Raw genomic sequence first — 19908 nt, 5'->3', positions numbered from 1 at the left:
CTCCCTTCTCGACAGTGCAGAATAGGGGCATGCCCTCACGCCACCCGCAGTCGCTGACGTCGGAGGTCGAGTCGGTGCTCGGCCCCGCGCCTGCGGAGTACGGTCAGCCCGAGGTGGTGGTGCTCCGGTTCCGGCGGCACGGGCGCAGGCTCGTGCTGCCGGTGCTGGTGCTCGTGGCGATCGCGGGAGCGGCCGGGTACTGGGTGGGCACCTTCGTGGAGGGGTGGATGAATCTGCTCGCGGCAGGGGGAGCGGTCGCGCTCGCCCTGCTGCTGGGCGTCTTTCCCGTGCTGCGCTGGTTGACGTTTCGCACCACCGTGACCACTCGGCGGGTGATTCAGCGGCATGGGGTGTTCTCGCGGCATCGCAGCGAGGTCTCCTTCGTCCGCATCCGCGAGGTGCGCACTCGGCGCACACTGGCGCAGCGCCTGTTCGGGTCGGGCGACATCGACCTGCACGTCGGTGCGGAGCGCAGCACGATCGCCGATGTTCCGGGGGTGGCCGCGGCCGCGGATGCGCTGCAGGAGCTCGTGGAGCGCAATTACGCGCACGCGACCCGCGTCGAGCGGCGCCTCGGTGATCGGCCTCCCTCGAACGTGAGCTTCACGAATCCGGAGGCGTAGGGCGCGACTCCCGAGGCCTCCTCAGGTGGTGCGCGCGATGAGCACGTCGATGAGTTGGCCTGCGAGCTTCACGAGTCGTTCAATCTCGTTCTCGTCCCGATCGATCCAGCGGCATTCGGGGTCGCCGACCGGCACGAAATTCTCGTGGCGCTCCCACACCATGAGGGTACGCTCGGCGCCCAGCACGTACTGCTGCCACCACACCTGGCGCAGGTAGTGCCGCGGAATGGAGCGCCACTCCTTGTTCGTCGTCTTGATCTCCGCCAGCTCGACGACGCCCGTGCCGCGGAACGCGAGCCCATCGGGCGTCGCGAGGTGCCGGAGATCGGTCTCCGCATGGAACAGGGCCTGGCTCGGTTCGATCTCGTACTCGCGCAGCACCCACGATGCGATCTCGGGCTCCCGCAGCTTTCCGTGCTCCGTATAGACGTTCCCGGTGAAGCGGCTGCCGTGCAGCTTCTCGTGCGCAGCGGCGGCGATGGACCGCGGGGTCGACAGCTTGGCGACGTCGGTGGCGGTGATGCCTCGGGCGCGCGCCCGCATCCAGGCCATGCGATCCGAGCCGTCGGTCACGATGCGCTGGAGATGAACGGGAGCGGGGGCGAACACCCCTCCAGTTTCTCACGGGGCAGCGCGCCCGAGCTGCAACATCAAGGGGGCGCGTCGTGCTCTCCCGTGCTCTGACGAGGGACCGGACCGCGGCAAGGTCTGAGCAATACCGAAGGGTTCGCATAGTTCCCGCACGGGAAAACACTAGTTCCATAGGTTTGAAACATCGAAAACGCGGGTGAGAGCGCTATTCTGATGCGCGAAGTTGTTGATGTCAGGTGAGAGGATCGCTCCGAGCGAATGGAAGCACAAGCACTGCAGCGCGCTGATGGCGGCAAGATCCGCGCACTGGTCGTCGATGATGAGGAGTCGATCACGCAGCTGGTCGCGATGGCCCTGCGATACGAGGGCTGGGAAGTGGATACGGCTGCGACCGGGCAGGAAGCACTCGATTCGATCAGGTCGTTCAATCCCGACGTCGCGGTGTTCGACATCATGCTGCCCGACTTCGACGGGATGCAGCTGCTCTCTCGTCTGCGTTCAGCGGGCGAGATGTTCCCCGTGCTGTTCCTGACGGCGCTCGATTCGGTCGAGGACCGCGTGAACGGCCTCACGGCCGGTGGCGATGACTACGTCGTCAAGCCCTTCAGTCTTGAGGAGCTCATCGCGCGCCTGCGCGGTCTGGTGCGCCGCTCGCAGCTCACGCTCGCGCAGCAGCCGGATCCGGTGCTGCGGGTCGGGGATCTCACGCTCAACGAGGACAGCTACGAGGTCGAGCGCGCGGGCGAGACGATCACGGTCACCAACACGGAGTTCGAGCTGCTGCGCTACCTCATGCGCAACCCGAATCGGGTGCTGTCCAAGGCGCAGATTCTGGATCGCGTGTGGGCGTACGACTTCACGGGGAAGTCGACGGTCGTCGAGCTGTACATCTCGTACCTCCGGAAGAAGATCGACGCGGGCCGCGTCCCGATGCTCCACACGGTGCGTGGCGCGGGCTACATGCTCAAGCCCGTGGCTTGAGCATCGCAAGAGCACCGCTCTTGCGCAGCCCGCGGCGCGGCTTCGCCGCGGCTCACGGAGCGTTGCGAGGAGTGGCGGGCTACATGCGGGGGCCCGTGGCGTAGCGCTGCGGGAGAGCTTGTCTGCCGCGAGCGCGCAGCGAAGGCGGCGGATCCGCAGCACCGTGCTGGCTGGGTCTGGCAGCAACCGCGGCTCGCCGCAGTTGCCGGATGCACGGTGCTGCGGATCCGCCGCCTTTGCGTTCCCTGCAGTGTGATGGTAGAGTCTCCCCTGGCCCAAGACCGCCGGTAGAGTCCGCAAGGATTCCGGAACGTTCGCGAAAGCGAAGACCTGCGCAGGTGCAGAACTCCTTGAGTACGGGATCTCAATCCCGATCTTATGAAGCTCCGTGCATGCGCGCCGGAGCTTTTTTCGTTTTCGGGATTCCCGAGCGAGTTGCTCCGAGCGGCGCGGCCCCCGAGCGGCATCCGCCGCGCGGGTACGACAAGCTAGGGAGCGCCATGGCTACGAAGGACGCTACGGTTACCGATCTTCAGCAGAAGTTTGAAGAGTCGAACGCCGTTTTGCTGACTGAGTACCGCGGTCTCTCGGTTGCTGAGCTGCGGGAACTCCGCGACAGCATCCGCGAGCACGCGACGTACGCTGTGGCGAAGAACACGCTGACGAAGATTGCGGCCAACAACGCCGGGATCACCGCATTCGATGACGAGCTCGCCGGTCCTTCGGCCCTCGCCTTCGTGCACGGTGACACCGTCGCGGTCGCAAAGTCGCTGCGTGACTTCGCCAAGGCACACCCTCTTTTGGTGGTGAAGGCGGGCTACTTCGATGGCAACGCCATGACCGCCGCTGAGGTAGGCAAGCTTGCCGATCTCGAGAGCCGCGAGGTGCTGCTGGCCAAGGCCGCCGGCGCTATGCAGGCTGCTCTGGTCGGTGCTGCACAGCTGTTCGCCGCCCTGCCCGCCAAGGCCGCACGCGGCTTCGGCGCGCTGCAGGAGAAGCAGGACGCGTAAGACTCGGCTCACGCCGGATCGGTTATACAACCCCGCCCGCACGCATGGCGTGAGGGCACACATCAAGGAGAAACATTATGGCTAAGCTTTCCACCGAAGAGCTGCTCGAGCAGTTCAAGGAGCTCACCCTCATCGAGCTCTCCGAGTTCGTCAAGGCATTCGAGGAGACCTTCGACGTCTCCGCTGCTGCTCCGGTCGCCGTTGCTGCTGCTCCGGCTGCCGCTGCTGAGGCCGTCGAGGAGAAGGACGAGTTCGACGTCGTCCTCGAGTCGGCTGGCGACAAGAAGATCCAGGTCATCAAGGTCGTGCGCGAGCTGACCGGCCTGGGCCTCGGCGAGGCGAAGTCGCTCGTTGAAGAGGCTCCCAAGAACGTGCTCGAGGGCGCGAAGAAGGAAGCCGCTGAAGAAGCGAAGGCAAAGCTCGAGGAGGCTGGCGCGGGCGTCAAGCTCGTCTGAGTCGCTTTCGATGAGGCTCGTGCACCGAGTCTGATTTCCTGTGGGGGCAGGTTCGCCGAGAGGCGAACCTGCCCCTGCTGCATGTGCGGCCCTGCTCGGTACGCGGCGGTGAACGATGGAGTTCTTCCGCGGAAAGTGGTAGCTTGTTGCGGCCGCGCCGGTCCTCTCGTAAGACATGACTCCGGCGCTGCCCGGAGAAAGGATCCCCCGTGGCTCTCATCGCCTTGACGCTCCGCCACGCGAGGCAGTACTGGCCGTTCATCGTGGCGGTGCTCGTGCTCCAGCTGCTGTCGACGATCGCCGCACTCTGGCTGCCGAGCCTCAATGCTCAGATCATCGACCAGGGCATCGCGAGGGGCGATACCGGCTTCATCTGGAGCACGGGCGGCACGATGCTGCTCGTGTCGCTCGGGCAGGTTGCGACGGCGGTCACCGCGGTGTACTTCGGTGCGCGCACCTCGATGGGAGTGGGCCGAGATCTGCGCCGTGAGGTGTATCGCAAGGTCGATTCGCTGAGCACGCTCGAGGCGACGAAGTTCGGGGCGGGCACGCTGATCACGCGCGGTACGAACGATGTGCAGCAGATTCAGATGCTGGTGCTCATGACGCTGAACTTCATGGTGACGGCCCCGATCATGGCGGTGGGCGGCATCATCATGGCGCTTCGCGAGGACGCAGGGATGGCCTGGCTCGTCTGGGCTTCGGTCGCGATCCTCGCCGTCATCGTGGGGTTCCTGGTCTGGCTCCTCCTGCCGCTCTTCCGCACGATGCAGACGAGGGTCGACGCCATCAACGGAGTGCTGCGCGAGCAGATCATGGGGATCCGCGTGGTGCGCGCGTTCGTGCGCGAGCGCTTCGAGGTGGATCGCTATGAGCGGGCGAATCGCGATATCACCGAGGTGTCGGTCAAGGTCGGCAATGTCTTCGTGCTCATGTTCCCCGTCATCATGATGGTGCTGCACTTCGCGACAGCCGCGGTGCTCTGGTTCGGCGGTCATCGCGTCGACGACGGCCTGGTGCAGGTGGGATCCCTCACGGCCTTCCTGCAGTACCTGCTGCAGATTCTGATGGCGGTGATGATGGGCGTCTTCATGACGATGATGATCCCCCGCGCGGTCGTCTGCGCTGAGCGCATCCGCGAGCTGCTCGACACGCGTTCGACGCTGTCGTTCCCCTCGACGGAGTCCGTGCCGACGCCGCAGTCGGGCCGCATCGAGTTCGACGAGGTCACGTTCGGATTTCCGGGTGCCGAGAAGCCGGTGATCACGGGGGCGAGCTTCGTCGCCGAAGCGGGGAAGACGACCGCGATCATCGGCTCGACCGGAGCCGGGAAGACGGTGCTGCTCAATCTGCTGCTCCGTCTCTACGATCCTCAGGGGGGCTCGATCACCATCGACGGAGCCCCCATCGACGCCCTCACGCGGGCGCAGTTGGCTGAGACGGTGAGCCTCGTACCGCAGCGACCGTATCTGTTCTCGGGCACGATCGCCTCGAACCTCCGGTTCGGCCGAACCGACGCGAGTGATGAGGAGCTGTGGGAAGCGCTGCGCATCGCGCAGGGCGAGGACTTCGTGCGAGACAAGGAGCTCGGTCTCGACGAGCCGGTGTCCCAGGGCGGCACGAGTGTGTCGGGGGGCCAGCGGCAGCGCCTCTCGATCGCACGGGCGCTGGTCGCGAAGCCGCGGGTGTACCTGTTCGACGACTCCTTCTCGGCACTCGACGTCGCCACGGACGCGAAGCTTCGCGCCGCGCTTCCCGATGCGACGGCCGGTGCGACCACCATTATCGTCGCGCAGCGCGTATCGACGATCACCGAAGCCGACCAGATCCTCGTGGTCGAAGCCGGCGAGATCGTCGACCGGGGCACGCACGCCCAGTTGCTCGACACCAGCGAGGTCTATCGAGAAATCGTTCGGTCTCAACTCGAATCGGCGGAGGCGGCGTAATGGCACGGAAGCGATCCTCAGCCGAGGCGGCGAAGGCGGAAGAGCTCGAGCTGCCCGACGACTACCAGCCCGATAACGACGACTGGACGGGCGGGCAGCCCGTGAAGAAGGCGAAGCACTTCTGGCCGTCCGCGAAGCGCCTGGTCGGGCTGCTCGCTCCCCACAAGTGGCAGTTCACCCTCGTCGTGCTGCTCGTGATCGGGTCGGTCGTGCTCACCGTCATCGCACCGAAGATTCTCGGTCAGGCCATGGATGTCATCTTCAACGGCATCCTCGGCAAGCAGCTGCCGGCGGGCATCACCCAGGAGCAGGCCATCGAGGCGGCTCGCGCGTCGGGCAACGACCAGTTCGCCGACGTGCTGGCCGGCGCCGAGATCGTGCCGGGCGAGGGGATCGATTTCAGCCTGCTGGGCCGGCTGATCCTCATCGTGCTCGGCATGTACCTCGTGGCGTCCGTGCTCATGTGGCTGCAGGGGTTCATCCTGAACCGGCTCGTCATGAAGGTCGTGTACCAGCTGCGCGCGGATATCGAGGCGAAGATCAACCGCCTGCCCCTGAGCTACTTCGACGGCCGCCAGCGCGGCGATGTGCTCTCGCGCGTGACGAACGACGTCGACAACATCCAGCAGGCGCTGCAGCAGGCCCTGTCGCAGCTGGTGCAGTCCCTGCTCATGGTGATCGGGATCGCGGCGATGATGTTCATCGTCTCGTGGCAGCTCGCGCTCATCGCGTTGATCGCACTGCCGTTGTCGGGGATCATCGCGGGTGTGGTCGGCGTGCGGGCTCAGAAGCTCTTCGTCGCCCAGTGGAAGCACACCGGCGACCTGAACGGCCACATCGAGGAGTCGTTCACGGGCCACGAGCTGGTGCGCATCTTCAACCGTGACGCCGACATGCTCGACGAGTTCGACCGGCGCAACGAGGGGCTGTTCGGCGCCGCCTACCGCGCGCAGGCGCTGTCGGGCACCATCATGCCGGCCATGCAGTTCGTGCAGTACCTGAGTTACGTGCTCATCGCCGTCGTCGGTGCGCTGCGCGTGACCGGCGGTCAGATGACGCTCGGCGACGTGACCGCGTTCATTCAGTACTCGCGAGAGTTCTCGCAGCCCATCGCCGAGATGGCGGGCATGGCGAACATGCTGCAATCGGGCGTCGCATCGGCCGAGCGCACGTTCGAGCTGCTCGACGCCGAGGAGCAGGACGTCGACACTGCTTCGGAGCGCCTTCCCGAGCGGACGAGCGGTCACGTGCAGTTCGAAGACGTGTCGTTCAGCTACGAGCCGTCTCAACCGCTGATCGAGGGGCTGTCGCTCGAGGCTCGGCCCGGCCACACGGTCGCCATCGTGGGGCCGACGGGCGCGGGCAAGACGACGCTCGTGAATCTCATCATGCGCTTCTACGAGCTGAACCGCGGGCGGATCCTGCTCGACGGAGTGGATATCACCCACCTGACGAGGGCCGAGCTGCGGAGCCAGGTCGGCATGGTGCTGCAGGATGCGTGGCTCTTCGACGGCACGATCCGCGAGAACATCCGGTACGGGCGTCTCGACGCGACGGACGCCGAAGTGATCGCAGCGGCCGAGGCTACGATGGTCGACCGGTTCGTGCGCCAACTGCCCGAGGGGTACGACACCGTCATCTCGGAGAACGCCTCATCGCTGTCGGCGGGAGAGCGGCAGTTGCTCACGATCGCGCGCGCATTCATCGCGAACCCGTCGCTGCTGATCCTCGACGAGGCGACCTCGTCGGTCGACACCCGCACGGAGGTGCTGGTGCAGCAGGCCATGCGGGCGCTGCGGGCCGACCGCACCTCGTTCGTGATCGCCCACCGTCTGTCGACCATCCGCGACGCGGACACCATCCTCATGATGGAGCGCGGCAGCATCGTCGAGCAGGGCGCGCACGACGAGCTGCTCGCGCGGCGCGGCGCGTACTACTCCCTGTACCAGGCCCAGTTCGCCGGAGAGGACGCCGAGGCGCATGCCGAAGAGCTGTTCGCGGCCGAGGGGCAGATGACGGGAGAACCGCAGCAGGAGACGCGCTGACGGGCGAGGCGACGGGTGATCCGCCCCCGCGTTCTGAGTGAGGCTCATCGTCGGGTAGACTGGTCGGGCTCCCCACGTGGCGCTATCTTGAGGAACTCCCCCAGGTCGGAAACGAAGCAAGGGTACTCGGGCTCTGGCGGGTGCGTGGGGAGTCTTTCGTCTCCGCAGCACGTCTGCGCGGGGAGTGCAGGCGAAGAGTACGATCGGAGCATGCAGTCTTCTGGGGGAGCGGCCGTCATCGGTGCGGGCCCGAACGGGCTCGCCGCAGCGGTCACGCTCGCACGAGCGGGCATTCCGGTCACGGTCTACGAAGCGGCCGAAACGATCGGCGGCGGCACGCGCACGACTGAGTTCGTCGAACCGGGTGTGCTTCACGACGTATGCTCGGCGATTCACCCCATGGCGCTCGCGACCGGATTCTTCCGGGCGTTCGAGATCGAACGGCGCATGGAATTCGTGGTGCCCGAGGCCTCGTACGCGAACCCGCTCGACGGGAGGGCGGGGGGAGGGGCGGATCGCGCGGCGATCGCCTACCACGACCTCGAACGCACGATCGCGGAGCTCGGGCGAGACGGCGACGCCTACGGCCGCTTCTACCGTCCCCTCCTGCAGCAGCTCCCGGGGGTGCTCGACTTCACGCTGGGCGGCGGCATGCTGCGGTGGCCGGCGCACCCGGCCGCGGCGATGATCACCGGCCTCCGCGCGCTCGAGCAGGGCACGCCGCTGTGGAATCTGCGCTTCCGCGAGGCGGCCGCGCCCGCGCTGCTCTCCGGCGTCGCCGCGCACAGCATCGGTCGGCTTCCCAATCTCGCGACCGCGGGGGTGGGGCTGGTGCTCGGCGCGCTCGCGCATACGGTCGGGTGGCCGGTGCCGGTCGGCGGATCCCGCGCCATCACCGATGCGCTCGCCGCGGACCTGCTCGCGCACGGCGGCCGCATCGAGACGGCTCATCCGATCGAGGACGTCCGCGAACTCGATGCGTATCGCGTACGCCTGTTCGACACGTCGGCTCGCGGGTTGGAGCGCATCGCAGGCTCGGCGCTGCCGGTGCGCTACCGGCGTGCGCTGCGCCGTTTCTCCTACGGCGACGCCGCGACGAAAGTCGACTTCGTGCTCGACGGTCCGATTCCGTGGAGCGACCAGCGCATCGCTCAGGCTCCCACCGTGCACGTCGGCGGGAGCCGGCCCGAGCTCGCGGCGTCGGAGCGAGTCGTCGCCTCCGGCGGGCACCCGGCGCACCCCTACGTGTTGCTCGCGCAGACCGCGGAGTTCGACACCGCGCGCAACGCTCCGGGCGTGAACGCCGTGTGGACGTACACGCATGTGCCGAGCGGTTCGACCGTCGACATGGGAGAGCCCGTGATCCGGCAGATCGAGCGCTTCGCCCCCGGATTCAGGGATCGGATCCGCGCGGTGCGGGTGACCACCGCCGATGAGATGTCGCGCTACAACCGCAATTATCACGGCGGCGACTTCAGTGCGGGCGCCATTACGCTGCCCCAGTTGATCGCCCGGCCGACGCTGTCGATCGACCCCTGGCGCACCCCGGGGCGCGGCATCTATCTCGCGTCGTCGTCGACGCCCCCCGGCCCCGGCGTGCACGGGCTGTGCGGGTGGTACGCCGCGAAGTCGGCTCTGCGTCACGAGTACGGGCTGGACGCGCCGGATCTGAGCCTGCTGACGTAACCGTCTGTCCGGCGAGGCGAGCGTGCCGTTTCTCAGACCGTGAGTGAAGGGCGGAACTCCGGTTGCCGGTGCAGTTGCGAAGTGCGTGGGTATCGGCCGCTACCACGACGGATTCGGCGGCGCTCGACGCGGGTGAGATCCCGGGGGTGGGGGAAGATGAAAACATCCATTCACCAGAGGCGATTGCGAAGGAGCGACGTGACATCGACGACACGGGTGATCCACATGGGGCGCAAGGAGCGGCCGAAGCGTAGCGCGCTGTTGCTGCTGATTCCAGGAGTCGCGACGGTGGTGCTGCTCGGCATTCTGCCGCTCTTCATCGTGGCGCGAAACAGCTTTGCGCTCGCCGACGATTATGGCGGCATCGTCGGCGGATTTACGCTCGACAACTACATCAAGCTCTTCGACCCGGTCTACTCGAAAACGATGCTGTACTCGATCGGGCTCGGCCTGCTCAATACAGTCGTGTGCCTCATCATCGGCTACCTGACCTCGTACTACATCGTGTCCCGACCGGAGGGAAGGCAGGGACTGCTGCTGCTGCTCATTATCATCCCGTTCTGGACGGACTTCCTCGTGCGGACGTTCGCCTGGATCACGATTCTGAGCTCCGGCGGGCCGATTGCGGGCATCCTCGGAATTTTCGGAGTATCCGGATTCTCGTTGATCCCCAGCAATGTTGCGGTCGTACTCGGGTTGCTCTACTCGTTCCTCCCCACGGCGATCTTCCCGATTTACGCATCGATGCGTTCCATTGACGGGTCGCTCAAAGAGGCGGCGACAGATCTGGGCTGCAGCTGGTGGGGGGTGCACCGCAGGGTGATTCTGCCCCTGAGCAGCCCGGGCATCCTGGGTGCGGCACTGCTCACCTTCATCCCGACTATGGGAGTCTTCGTGATTCCGGTGCTGCTCGGCGGAGGCAAGGATCCACTCGTCGGCAACCTCATCGTCACGCTCTACACAGAGTTCCGAAATCAGCCGATGGGTGCCGCGGTCTCGATGGTACTGCTCGTCCTCATGCTCATCTCCATGGCGCTCGTCGGACTCGCAATCCGCCGTCCCAGCAAGAAGAAGGGTGCGTGACCCGATGGATCGTCTCGTGAACAGCATTGCTCGCGCGGTGTTCGTATTCCTCTACATCCCCATCATCGCGGTGATCGTCTACTCCTTCAACGCGGCGGGCACCAACACCCGCTTCGAAGGCCTCACGCTGCAGTGGTACGTCGACCTGTTCCAGGATGCAGCGCTCATGCAGACGCTGCGCACGAGCGCCATCGTCGCGGTGATCACCGCGACGGTTGCGGCGATCATCGGGATTCTCTTCTCACTCGGCATCTCCCGCTATCGGGGTCGCGGCAAAACGGCGCTCATCGGGATGATCGCGCTACCGCTCATCGTGCCCGAGATCGTGCTCGGCGTCGCGCTACTCAGCGTGTTCAGCGCGACGAAGCTGCCGCTCGGAATTCCCACCCTCGTACTCGGCCACCTCATCGTGTCGCTCCCGCTAGCCACGCTCGTCATCATGAGCTCGGCCGCGATGCTCGATCCGAGTCTTCCCGAGGCGGCCACCGACCTCGGATGCAACCCATGGCAGACCTTCACCCGCGTCTACCTTCCGCTGCTGCGTCCTGCCGTTGTCGCGGCATGGCTGCTGAGCTTCACGACATCTTTCAGCAACATCGTAATGTCGACGTTCCTGAGCGGCGTCGGGTCGACCACGCTGCCACTCAAGATCTACTCGAGCCTGAAGACCGGCCTCACCCCCAGCATCAATGCGCTCGGCGCGCTGCTGATCCTGCTGACGCTCGTTATCGTGCTCGCCGTCGGCGTCACTCAGATGCGGCGCATCCTCGTGGAGTCTCGCGGCTGAGCCCGCGGCAGATTCCGAATCCCACCTCGCAGTTCCCACATCGAAAGGATCCTTCCATGACGAAGAAGATCACCCTCGCAGCAGTCGGCGTCGTCGCCGCGCTGGCCTTGACCTCGTGCAGTGCCGGCGGAGATGACGGGCCCTCGACCGAGCTCAACGTGTATGCGTGGGCCGACGAAATTCCCCAGTCGGTGTTCGACGCCTTCACGGAGGAGACCGGTATTACGGTTAACGTCGACAACTTTGACAGCAACGAGACCATGATCTCCAAGCTGGCCGCCGGCAACTCGGGCTACGACATCGTCGAGCCGAGTCAGTACGCGGTGCAGCAGCTCGTGGGCCAGGAACTCCTCGAGCCCCTCGATCATGAGCGCATCGAAGGTTTCGACGGTATCGCCGAGAAGTTCGTGAACCCTAGTTACGATCCTGACAACCAGTACTCGGTGCCGTGGGTCTGGGGTACGACCGGGCTGCTCTACAACGAGACCTGCACCGGGGGCGAGGAGATCACGAGCTGGAAATCACTGTTCGATGATAAGTGGTCGGGCAAGATCAACATGCTCGACAACATGCTCGCTTCATATATCGCCGGCCTGCAGGTGAACGGGTACGACGCCGACAGCACTGACGAGACCGAGATCGCCGAGGCCACTGACTCCCTCATCGAACAGAAGCCGCTGCTCGCGGGGTACAACTCCACGAACTACGGCGAGCTCGTCGCGAATGGTGATGTCTGCATCTCTGAGGCATGGGGTGGCACGAGCACAGCGAAGATCGTTGCCGAGAACGACGACGTGCACTACGTGCTCCCCGAGGAGGGCGGCAGCCTGTGGGTCGATGGCCTGTCAATCGCCAAGGGCGCTCCTCACACCGATGCGGCGTACCAGTTCATCAACTTCCTGCTGCGCCCCGAGATCGCCGCGATGGCGACCAACGACGGCGGGCTCGCAAGCGCGAACGCCGATGCCCAGGAGCACGTCGACGATCAGGGCCTTCTGGCTAACGCCGCCGTGTACGCCTCTGACGAGCAGGTCGCCAACGCCGATTTCATCGTCGATCCCGGATCCGCCATGTCGTTCTATCAGGACGGCTGGACGCGAGTGAAGGCTTCCTGACCCCTGCCCGATACGAACGACAAGCGAGATCATGAGCATGAATGACCACCCTGCAGCACACCCCGCAGTCGAAATCCAGGGGATCACGAAGAGCTTCGGCGGCAACCTTGCGGTGCACCCGCTCGACCTGTCGATCGGGGACAACGAGTTCTTCTCCATCCTCGGCCCGTCAGGATGCGGCAAGACAACGCTCATGCGCATGATCACGGGCTTCGAAGCGCCGACCGCCGGGCGTGTACTGCTCGACGGCGTCGACGTCACCGGTGTGCCGACGCGCAATCGCGACTTGAACATGCTCTTCCAGAGCTACGCCCTGTTTCCGCACCTCTCGGTGTTCGATAACGTGGTGTTCGAGTTGCGCGTGCGTCGCACGCCCAAGGTAGAGGCGAACCGCCGCGCGCAGGAGGCTCTTGAGCTCGTGAAGCTTGCGCACCTCGGTGACCGTAAGCCCGACCAGCTGTCGGGCGGCCAACGTCAGCGCGTCGCCCTCGCCCGAGCCGTCGTGTCGGGGCCGAAAGTCGTGCTGCTCGACGAGCCGCTCGGCGCCCTCGATCAGCAGCTGCGCAAGGAGATGCAGTTCGAGCTCAAGCGCATGCAGCGCGAGATCGGAATCACCTTCATCTACGTGACGCATGACCAAGAGGAGGCACTGACGATGTCGGATCGCATCGCCGTGATGTCCGAGGGCGTCGTGCAGCAGGTCGCCGCCCCCGAAGCGATCTACAACGAGCCCGAAACCCGCTTCGTCGCGGGGTTCATCGGCAGCTGCAATCTCATCGACGTCACGGTGCCGGTCGGCGCCGTGGGCGACGAGACTTCAGTCGAGGTGCCGGGCGTCGGCTTGGTTTCAGGTGTGCTTGCGGAGGACGTGCCGAGCGAGCGCCGGGGCACCCTGCTCCTGCGGCCCGAGCGCGTGGAGGTGCGTCGCGATGGCAACGGCATCAGCGGGGTGCTCGAAACCCTCACCTTCCTCGGCGAGGAGTGGCAGGCGCTTCTGCGGGTCGGGGAGCACGCCGTCAAGGTGACGATCCCGAGCCTCGCGCGCGAGCGCGACCTGCCCGGCCTTACTACGGGCGAGTCGCTGCGCATCTCGTGGCGTCCGCAGGACGCGCGCATCGTCGTTCGCTAACTCATCTCCGAACTCAGCAAGGAAGTCCCATGAAAGTCGCCGTCGCTCAGACCTCGCCGGGCATCGATCCGGCCGCCAACTTCGAAACCATCTCGACCTACACCGCGCAGGCAGCTGCGGCTGGCGCCCGTGTCATCGTCTTTCCCGAGGAGGCGATGCTGCTCGCGGATGACGCGATCAAACCCCGCTTCCCCGAACTGCTGGCTGAGATCTGGCCGAAGTTTGAGGTGCTGCTGCGCGAGCTCGCCCAGCAGCACCGCATCACGGTGATCGCGGGCGGGTATGAGCCGAACGGCTCCGATCTGCCGTTCAATACTCTCCTTGCGGTGAGCCCTGGAGGTGTCGAGCTTGCCCGCTACCACAAGGTGCACACTTACGACGCGTTCGCATACCGGGAAAGCGCATACGTGACCCGCGGTTCTCTGCTTCCGCCGATCATCGAGGTCGACGGCCTGCGCGTGGGCATCGCCAACTGCTACGACGTGCGTTTCCCCGAGCTGTTCCGCAGCTTCTCGGATCGCGGCGTCGATGTGATCTCGCTCTCCGCGGCCTGGGTCTCTGGTAAGGGCAAGGAGGCGCACTGGTCGGTACTCACGCAGGCTCGCGCCATCGAGAACGTGAGCTGGTTCCTCGCCGCCGGCACCGTCGGCGAGGATTCGGTCGGGCTGAGCCGCGTCATCGACCCGCTCGGTGTCGTCGTTGCGGAATCCAACGCCCACGACGAGGCGCTGCTCCTCGCCGAGGTCGATGCGTTGCGCCTGGCGCGCGCCCGACAGATGCTCCCCGCGCTCGACAATCGTCGCATTGTGCTCGAATACGCCATTAACTAGAAGGAACCCTCATGTTCTTCCAAACCGGAACCGTTCCCCCCGTGCTCAGCTCCGAGCTGCGCGGGAAGCTCGAACTATTGAGCTTCCCCACGCTCGGACACTACCTCGAAGAGGGATTTGTCGAGCCGGAGGTGCACCGCATCGTGGACTCGGGCAGGCGCACCATCGGCACGGCATTCACAGTGCGTACCACCGCCACCGACTCGACCGCGCTGCACCACGCCGCGGGTTTTATCGAGGCTGGTCACGTGCTCGTGCTCGACACCGGCGGAGATCGCCGTCATGCACCGCTTGGTGAGGTCGTCGCCGCGCAGCTCGCGGTTCGCGGCGCCGCGGGCGCCGTGGTCGACGGCGTGGTCACGGACACCGATGAAATTGCGAAACTTGGCATGACGGTGCACGCGCGCGGCACGAGCATGCTGACGACGAAGTTGCACGGGATCGACGCCGGCGGAGTCAACCTGCCCGTGACCTGCGGCGGTGCCGTCGTGCAACCAGGTGACGTCGTTCTCGCCGATGCGAACGGCGTGCTCGTCGTGCCGCTCGAGACGCTCGAGCGCATCGTCGACATCGCCCTTGCCGATGACGCCGAAGAACCCGAGCTGGTCGACGACCTCCGCGCGGGTAAGCGCCTCGGTGACGTCACCGGCGCGAGCGCGACCGCCGCCGCATTGCTCGCGAGCGACACTCCGCAGTAGTCTCCCGCACCTCGGCTTCCCGAACGCGCCGCCCGGCTTCGCCGAACGATGATGGACGGCGTGGTCGAGTGCGCCCGAAAACCCAACGAAAGGTTCTTCTCTACCATGCTCCTCAAAGCCGCAATCAACGGCGGGCGACCCCGTGCCGAGCACCCCGCAGTACCTCAGACCACCGCTGAAATCGTTGCGGCTTCAATTGCCGCGGTCGATGCAGGCGCCGACGTCGTGCATGCGCACGTCATTACGGCAGACGGTGGCCAGACGATCGACCCCGAAGCCGTCGGTGAATGGGTGCGCGCCATGCGCGCTGCCCGACCTGACGTCGTGATCGGCACGACGACCGGTCTCTGGACGGTCGATTCGCACGCAGAGCGCATGGCGCATGTCGCAGCGTGGCCAGTTGATGCGTTGCCCGACTTCGCCTCAGTGGCGTTCTGCGAAGAGGGCGCAGCCGAAGCCGCCGAGCTCGTGCTCTCGCGCGGCATGATCCTCGAATCCGCGGTGTGGTCGATGGACGACGTTCCCGCGCTGCTCGAGTCGCCGACTCTGCACCGCAACGTGCGCGTGCTCATTGAGCCCGAGACCGAGGATCCCGAGCTTGCCGTAGCGCAGTGCCGCGAGATTTCGGCGGTGCTGCGCGAAGCCGGCGTGAAGGCACCCATTCTGTATCACGGCTATGACGAAACCGTGTGGTCAGTGGTCGAGGCCGCGATTGCGGACGGGTGTGAGATGCGCATCGGTTTCGAGGACGGCGTGACGCTGCCCGACGGATCGGCGCCCGCAGACAACGCCGAGCTCGTGCGCGCAGTGCGAGCGCTCGAAGCGGGCTGATCGCGGTATCTCCTGCGACTTTTCGCTGTGTACCTGGAGCGCCTCGGGGCCGCCGAGGGCGCCTCCCGACTCGCTCAATGCGGAAGCGGTACGCTCGAAGTCGAATCGGGGGAGGCGCGATCGCATGGTGGATGATCTGGATCGACGACTGATCGAGCTGCTCGCGCGAGACGGACGCCGCTCGTTCGCATCGCTCGCCGAGCATCTCGGGGTCGCGCAGTCGACCGTGCGCACCCGACTCGCGAAGCTCGAGGACGACGACGTGATTACGATCGTTGCACTCTGCAATGCGCTGCTGCTCGGGCACCAGGTCGTTCGGCTGCTGCTGCGGGTGCGCAACCTCACGCCTCGCTCGGTCGCCGATAGTTTGTCGGGAATCAGCCAGATCAACCACATCGCGCTCGTCGCGGGGTCTCACGACATCTATCTCGAAGCGACATGTCGGGATCAGCCGCGCCTCATTGATTTGATGGACGAAATCAGGCGCCATCCGGGTGTGGCCTCGATCCAGCCGATCATCGTCACGTCGCTCGCCAAGGACTACACGTGGGAGGGGTTGCGAGGAACCGCAGGGCAGAGCATCAGCGACCCAAACGGGTAGTGGGGAGCGGGTCGCTCAGCTTGAGGTGCCTCGGGCGATGCTGCGCGGTGACGGTTCTCGGAAGCCCTGCCAGAGATAGGTGTCCTTCTGCACTTCGAGCACGGTGAGCGTCTCCACTTCGGAGATGCCGCGGATGCGCCGCAAATCTTGGAGCACGATGCGCCCGAGCGCTTGGGCGTCTTCCGCGACAACGTCGAGAATGATGTCGTAGTAGCCGAGTGCGCACGCCACATACTTGATCTGCGGATGGTCAGCGAGCTGCTCGGCGACGCGTGCCACGGGCACCTCTGCGACGCGAAGTCCGACATGAGCGGCGATGCCACCGATCTTGGTTTCGTCATACATACCAGCGACGTAGATGATGCCGAGCGAGACCAGCCGATTGTAGCGCTGACGAATCGTTGGTTCGGTGTAGCCGAGGCGTCGCCCGATTTCGGAGAACGACCTTCGGCCGTCGACGCGGAGCTGGTCGATGATGTCGCGATCCGCGTCGTCGAGCAGCTGATCGTCCCCTCCGGCAGCTGCGTCCATGCAGCCCAGTCTACTCGTGCCGGCTCCCGCAGGAATGTCGAAGGCCGCCGGTAGCATGGTGGCGTGGTTGCCGCACTCTATCGCCGATACCGGCCAGAAGCATTCTCCGAGATGATCGGGCAGTCGCAGGTCACCGAACCGTTGATGACGGCCCTGCGCACCGGTCGCATCGGGCACGCCTATCTGTTCAGCGGGCCGAGAGGGTGCGGGAAGACGACGTCGGCGCGCATTCTGGCGCGGTGCCTGAATTGCGCGGAGGGTCCGACGGATTCGCCCTGCGGCGTGTGCGAGAGCTGCGTCGAGCTCAGCCGTGATGGGGGCGGATCGCTCGACGTCGTCGAGATCGACGCCGCGAGCCACGGCGGCGTCGACGACGCTCGTGATCTGCGCGAGCGGGCGGTGTTCGCGCCGGCGCGCGATCGTTTCAAGATCTTCATCATCGACGAGGCGCACATGGTCACGCCCGGCGGCTTCAATGCGCTGCTCAAGATCGTCGAGGAGCCCCCGCCGCATGTGAAGTTCGTGTTCGCCACGACCGAGCCCGACAAGGTGATCGGCACGATTCGTTCGCGGACGCACCACTATCCGTTCCGGCTGATCGCGCCCGGCACGCTCATCGACTACGTGCAATCGCTATGCGACAGCGAGGGCGTGCAGGTCGAGCCGGGCGTGCTCCCGCTCGTCGTACGCGCGGGCGGCGGCTCGGTGCGCGATACGCTCTCGATTCTCGACCAGCTCATCGCGGGCTCCGACACGGCACTCGTGACTTCGGAGCGCGCCGCGGGGCTGCTCGGCTTCACCCACGCGGAGCTGCTCGATGATGCGGTCGCGGCGTTCGGGGCGCATGACGCCGCGGCGGCCTTCCGCGCGGCGGATCGGGTGGTGCAGACGGGGCAGGATCCGCGGCGATTCGTCGAGGACCTGCTCGAACGGCTGCGCGACCTCATCGTCGTGAACGCCACGACGGTCGACGGCGCCGCGGCCATCTTCCGCGGTGTGCCGCAGGACCAGCTCACGCGCATGTTCGAGCAGGCCCGCGCTTTCGGGCGGGGCGAGCTGTCGCGCATCGCCGATGTGGTCAGCGGTGCGCTCGACAAGATGGCGGGCGCCACGGCGCCGCGCCTGCAGCTCGAGCTCATGATCGCGCGCGCCCTGGTGCACGCGACGCAGGCCCCGGAGGAAGCGCAGGAGGCCCCAGCTCCGATCCCTGCACGTTCCGCCCCTGCGACGCAGCCTGCTGCACCTCAGTCCGTTGCAACTCAATCCGCTGCAAGTCAGTCGGCTGCGCCGGAACCCGCGGCGAACCAGTCGGCTGCGCAGCAGCCGGCGTCCGACCCGATGGCCGCGCTCGCGGCGGCCCGAAGCGCTGCGGTCGAGCAGACCGATTCGCGCGCCCCCGCCGTCCCGGCGCCGGATCAGAGCACCCCGAATGCGGCGCAGACGGCGGCCTCGATTCGTGAGTTCCTGTCGCAGGACGATCAAGCGGCGCGCACCGCAGAGGCCGGGCCGACCCCTGAAGCCGGGCCGACCGCTGGCGTCGCGCCCACCGCGGGCGCCGCGCCGCACCCGAATGAGGGCGCCGCGAAGTTCGGTCGACCGATCTCGGCGGTGCTCAGCTCGGCGCAGATCGAGAGCATTGGCAGCGATGCTCCGGCTCCGGCTCGAGCTCCGGCACAGCCGACCGCACAGGCCGAAGGGCCGCGTTCCGCGCAGCCAGCCGCGGAATCGGAGACGGCCGCAGCGCCGATGTCGTCTTCGGCACCGGCGTCTCCCGCTCCGGGAGACGCCGCTCCTGGAGCGTCCGTTGACCCGGCGGGCTCGGAGTCGGGCGATGAACCCTCTGGCGGGTACGAAGACCTCATGGACGTGTGGCCCGATCTGCTCGAGGAGCTGCTCGAGCTCGATCGCGAGGCCTGGAATGCCGTGCGTCCAGTAGCTCCCCTCGCGCTGGAGGGCGACGTGCTCACGGTCGGTCTCGCGTCGGAATCCGACCTCGCCGCGTTCAAAACCACGGGTGCGGGCCCGCTCCGCGAGACGATCCTCTCCGCCATCGGAATCAGCGTGAAGTACAAGCCGAAGCGCATGCCCGCGGGTGAGGGAGGTGCCGGTCACGGCACGGCCCGAGAACCGGCGCCCGCCGCCGACGCAGAGGAGCCTCATCAAGCGGGCCCATCCCGTGAAGCGGCTGCAGCACCCTCCGTCCCCGACACAGGAGGAGGCGCCGCGCCGGAACCGGACACCGACGACCCGATGGTTCGGGCAGCAGCACGCTTGAGCGGGCTCGGCCCCGCGCTCGCGGCACCCGCCTGGGCGGAGCTGCCACCCGAACCGGTCTCGGCCGCAGAAGACACCCCTGCGGTGCGCACACCGCCCGTCACGGCATCCGCGCCGCCTGCGCCCGTCACCGACGCGACACCAGACTCCGTCGCGGCACCGACGTCCGCTGCGGCCCCCGCTCCGGCACCCGACGCAGCTCCCGCTGCGGCGATGCATACTGCAGAGGGCGCGGAGCAGGTGGACACGGAGCAGATGCCCGCCGCTGCAGAGGCCGAAACGGAGTCGAACTCGACGCGTTTCGCCGATCCGGCCTCGTTCGGCGACCCCTATGCCGATGACCCCGGCGACGGGCCCGACGACGCGGGGGAGGGGGATCCGTACGCGGAGCACGCCTCTGCGTCGGCATCCGCTCCGGCTCCGGCCCCGAACCCGGCTCCGGCTCCGGATCCGGCCTCGAACTCTGCTTCGGCTCAGGCTCCGACGGCGGGTTCTGCTCCTGCCCCGAACCCCGCTCCCGCATCGACAGCGGGCCAGAGCGCACGGCCCGCATTCACGCGCTACGGCGAAGCGGTCGTGCGCGAGGTACTCGGAGCGCGCTTCGTCGAGGAGCGTCCGCTCCCGCCGCGGTGAGCGGCCCGGCAATGTCGCGACTAAGGTGTGTGCTGAACGGCGCACGTCACGTCGTCAAT

The 19908-nt window shown here is 66.5% G+C and carries 18 protein-coding genes and 1 other RNA gene; 17 read left to right on the top strand and 2 right to left on the bottom strand.

Annotation, left to right across the window (positions count from 1 at the left end; all coding sequences use genetic code 11):
- The first annotated feature begins 29 nt into the window (after positions 1-29).
- On the top strand, positions 30-623 hold the full coding sequence (locus PQI23_RS07805) for a PH domain-containing protein (RefSeq protein WP_339973224.1): 594 nt from the start codon (positions 30-32) through the stop codon (positions 621-623).
- A 21-nt stretch (positions 624-644) separates the two neighbouring features.
- On the opposite strand, the gene PQI23_RS07800 is transcribed toward PQI23_RS07805, so the two are convergent.
- Positions 645-1175 (bottom strand): YqaJ viral recombinase family protein, encoded by a 531-nt coding sequence (locus tag PQI23_RS07800; protein WP_339973463.1) that lies wholly within the window; start codon positions 1173-1175, stop codon positions 645-647.
- Between the two features lie 297 nt (positions 1176-1472).
- Here PQI23_RS07800 and PQI23_RS07795 point away from each other — a divergent pair, with 297 nt between their 5' ends.
- The 15 genes from PQI23_RS07795 (at position 1473) to PQI23_RS07725 (ending at position 16411) form a co-directional block, all read left to right on the top strand.
- Positions 1473-2195 (top strand): response regulator transcription factor, encoded by a 723-nt coding sequence (locus tag PQI23_RS07795; RefSeq protein ID WP_339973222.1) that lies wholly within the window; start codon positions 1473-1475, stop codon positions 2193-2195.
- A gap of 500 nt (positions 2196-2695) precedes the next feature.
- On the top strand, positions 2696-3205 hold the full coding sequence (gene rplJ / locus PQI23_RS07790; protein ID WP_058593907.1) for a 50S ribosomal protein L10: 510 nt from the start codon (positions 2696-2698) through the stop codon (positions 3203-3205).
- Positions 3206-3282: 77 nt separating this feature from the next.
- Positions 3283-3660: a 50S ribosomal protein L7/L12 gene (gene rplL, locus PQI23_RS07785; RefSeq protein WP_010154996.1), complete on the top strand. Its 378-nt coding sequence runs from the start codon at positions 3283-3285 to the stop codon at positions 3658-3660.
- 209 nt (positions 3661-3869) lie between these two features.
- The gene (locus PQI23_RS07780) at positions 3870-5606 is read left to right on the top strand and encodes an ABC transporter ATP-binding protein (protein WP_339973217.1); all 1737 of its coding nucleotides are present in this window, start codon (positions 3870-3872) and stop codon (positions 5604-5606) included.
- A complete protein-coding gene (locus tag PQI23_RS07775; RefSeq protein WP_339973215.1) occupies positions 5606-7651 on the top strand; it encodes an ABC transporter ATP-binding protein in 2046 nt (681 codons plus the stop codon). The genes PQI23_RS07780 and PQI23_RS07775 overlap by 1 nt, the downstream gene beginning before the upstream one ends.
- A gap of 63 nt (positions 7652-7714) precedes the next feature.
- Positions 7715-7811: signal recognition particle sRNA small type (ffs, locus tag PQI23_RS07770), an RNA gene on the top strand.
- 50 nt (positions 7812-7861) lie between these two features.
- On the top strand, positions 7862-9337 hold the full coding sequence (locus PQI23_RS07765) for a phytoene desaturase family protein (RefSeq protein ID WP_339973213.1): 1476 nt from the start codon (positions 7862-7864) through the stop codon (positions 9335-9337).
- 198 nt (positions 9338-9535) lie between these two features.
- Positions 9536-10420, top strand: coding sequence for an ABC transporter permease (locus PQI23_RS07760; protein ID WP_339973211.1), 885 nt, complete (start codon positions 9536-9538; stop codon positions 10418-10420).
- A 16-nt stretch (positions 10421-10436) separates the two neighbouring features.
- Positions 10437-11207: an ABC transporter permease gene (locus PQI23_RS07755; protein WP_339973209.1), complete on the top strand. Its 771-nt coding sequence runs from the start codon at positions 10437-10439 to the stop codon at positions 11205-11207.
- A gap of 56 nt (positions 11208-11263) precedes the next feature.
- Positions 11264-12322: an ABC transporter substrate-binding protein gene (locus PQI23_RS07750; RefSeq protein WP_339973207.1), complete on the top strand. Its 1059-nt coding sequence runs from the start codon at positions 11264-11266 to the stop codon at positions 12320-12322.
- A 31-nt stretch (positions 12323-12353) separates the two neighbouring features.
- Positions 12354-13451, top strand: a complete 1098-nt coding sequence (locus PQI23_RS07745) for an ABC transporter ATP-binding protein (RefSeq protein ID WP_339973205.1) — start codon at positions 12354-12356, stop codon at positions 13449-13451.
- A 29-nt stretch (positions 13452-13480) separates the two neighbouring features.
- The gene (locus PQI23_RS07740) at positions 13481-14281 is read left to right on the top strand and encodes a nitrilase-related carbon-nitrogen hydrolase (protein ID WP_339973203.1); all 801 of its coding nucleotides are present in this window, start codon (positions 13481-13483) and stop codon (positions 14279-14281) included.
- An 11-nt stretch (positions 14282-14292) separates the two neighbouring features.
- The gene (locus tag PQI23_RS07735) at positions 14293-14979 is read left to right on the top strand and encodes an RraA family protein (RefSeq protein WP_339973201.1); all 687 of its coding nucleotides are present in this window, start codon (positions 14293-14295) and stop codon (positions 14977-14979) included.
- Between the two features lie 105 nt (positions 14980-15084).
- Positions 15085-15810, top strand: a complete 726-nt coding sequence (locus PQI23_RS07730; protein ID WP_339973199.1) for a 3-keto-5-aminohexanoate cleavage protein — start codon at positions 15085-15087, stop codon at positions 15808-15810.
- A 124-nt stretch (positions 15811-15934) separates the two neighbouring features.
- Positions 15935-16411: an Lrp/AsnC family transcriptional regulator gene (locus PQI23_RS07725; protein ID WP_339973197.1), complete on the top strand. Its 477-nt coding sequence runs from the start codon at positions 15935-15937 to the stop codon at positions 16409-16411.
- A 15-nt stretch (positions 16412-16426) separates the two neighbouring features.
- On the opposite strand, the gene PQI23_RS07720 is transcribed toward PQI23_RS07725, so the two are convergent.
- Positions 16427-16942, bottom strand: coding sequence for an Lrp/AsnC family transcriptional regulator (locus tag PQI23_RS07720; RefSeq protein ID WP_339973195.1), 516 nt, complete (start codon positions 16940-16942; stop codon positions 16427-16429).
- A 63-nt stretch (positions 16943-17005) separates the two neighbouring features.
- Here PQI23_RS07720 and PQI23_RS07715 point away from each other — a divergent pair, with 63 nt between their 5' ends.
- Entirely contained in the window at positions 17006-19849 is a 2844-nt protein-coding gene (locus PQI23_RS07715; protein WP_339973193.1) for a DNA polymerase III subunit gamma and tau, read from the top strand.
- Positions 19850-19908: the final 59 nt, after the last annotated feature.

The sequence above is a fragment of the Leucobacter sp. USCH14 genome (assembly GCF_037619215.1).
Taxonomy (GTDB): Bacteria; Actinomycetota; Actinomycetes; order Actinomycetales; family Microbacteriaceae; genus Leucobacter.
This window is presented reverse-complemented; position numbering and strand designations above follow the sequence as displayed.

Coding starts and splice junctions, on each gene's coding strand:
- PQI23_RS07775 (WP_339973215.1), top strand. CDS start 5,606: ATGGCACGGAAGCGATCCTCAGCCGAGGCGGCGAAGGCGGAAGAGCTC.
- PQI23_RS07795 (WP_339973222.1), top strand. CDS start 1,473: ATGGAAGCACAAGCACTGCAGCGCGCTGATGGCGGCAAGATCCGCGCA.
- PQI23_RS07765 (WP_339973213.1), top strand. CDS start 7,862: ATGCAGTCTTCTGGGGGAGCGGCCGTCATCGGTGCGGGCCCGAACGGG.
- PQI23_RS07740 (WP_339973203.1), top strand. CDS start 13,481: ATGAAAGTCGCCGTCGCTCAGACCTCGCCGGGCATCGATCCGGCCGCC.
- PQI23_RS07720 (WP_339973195.1), bottom strand. CDS start 16,942: ATGGACGCAGCTGCCGGAGGGGACGATCAGCTGCTCGACGACGCGGAT.
- PQI23_RS07735 (WP_339973201.1), top strand. CDS start 14,293: ATGTTCTTCCAAACCGGAACCGTTCCCCCCGTGCTCAGCTCCGAGCTG.
- rplJ (WP_058593907.1), top strand. CDS start 2,696: ATGGCTACGAAGGACGCTACGGTTACCGATCTTCAGCAGAAGTTTGAA.
- PQI23_RS07725 (WP_339973197.1), top strand. CDS start 15,935: ATGGTGGATGATCTGGATCGACGACTGATCGAGCTGCTCGCGCGAGAC.
- PQI23_RS07750 (WP_339973207.1), top strand. CDS start 11,264: ATGACGAAGAAGATCACCCTCGCAGCAGTCGGCGTCGTCGCCGCGCTG.
- rplL (WP_010154996.1), top strand. CDS start 3,283: ATGGCTAAGCTTTCCACCGAAGAGCTGCTCGAGCAGTTCAAGGAGCTC.
- PQI23_RS07800 (WP_339973463.1), bottom strand. CDS start 1,175: ATGGCCTGGATGCGGGCGCGCGCCCGAGGCATCACCGCCACCGACGTC.
- PQI23_RS07730 (WP_339973199.1), top strand. CDS start 15,085: ATGCTCCTCAAAGCCGCAATCAACGGCGGGCGACCCCGTGCCGAGCAC.
- PQI23_RS07805 (WP_339973224.1), top strand. CDS start 30: ATGCCCTCACGCCACCCGCAGTCGCTGACGTCGGAGGTCGAGTCGGTG.
- PQI23_RS07745 (WP_339973205.1), top strand. CDS start 12,354: ATGAGCATGAATGACCACCCTGCAGCACACCCCGCAGTCGAAATCCAG.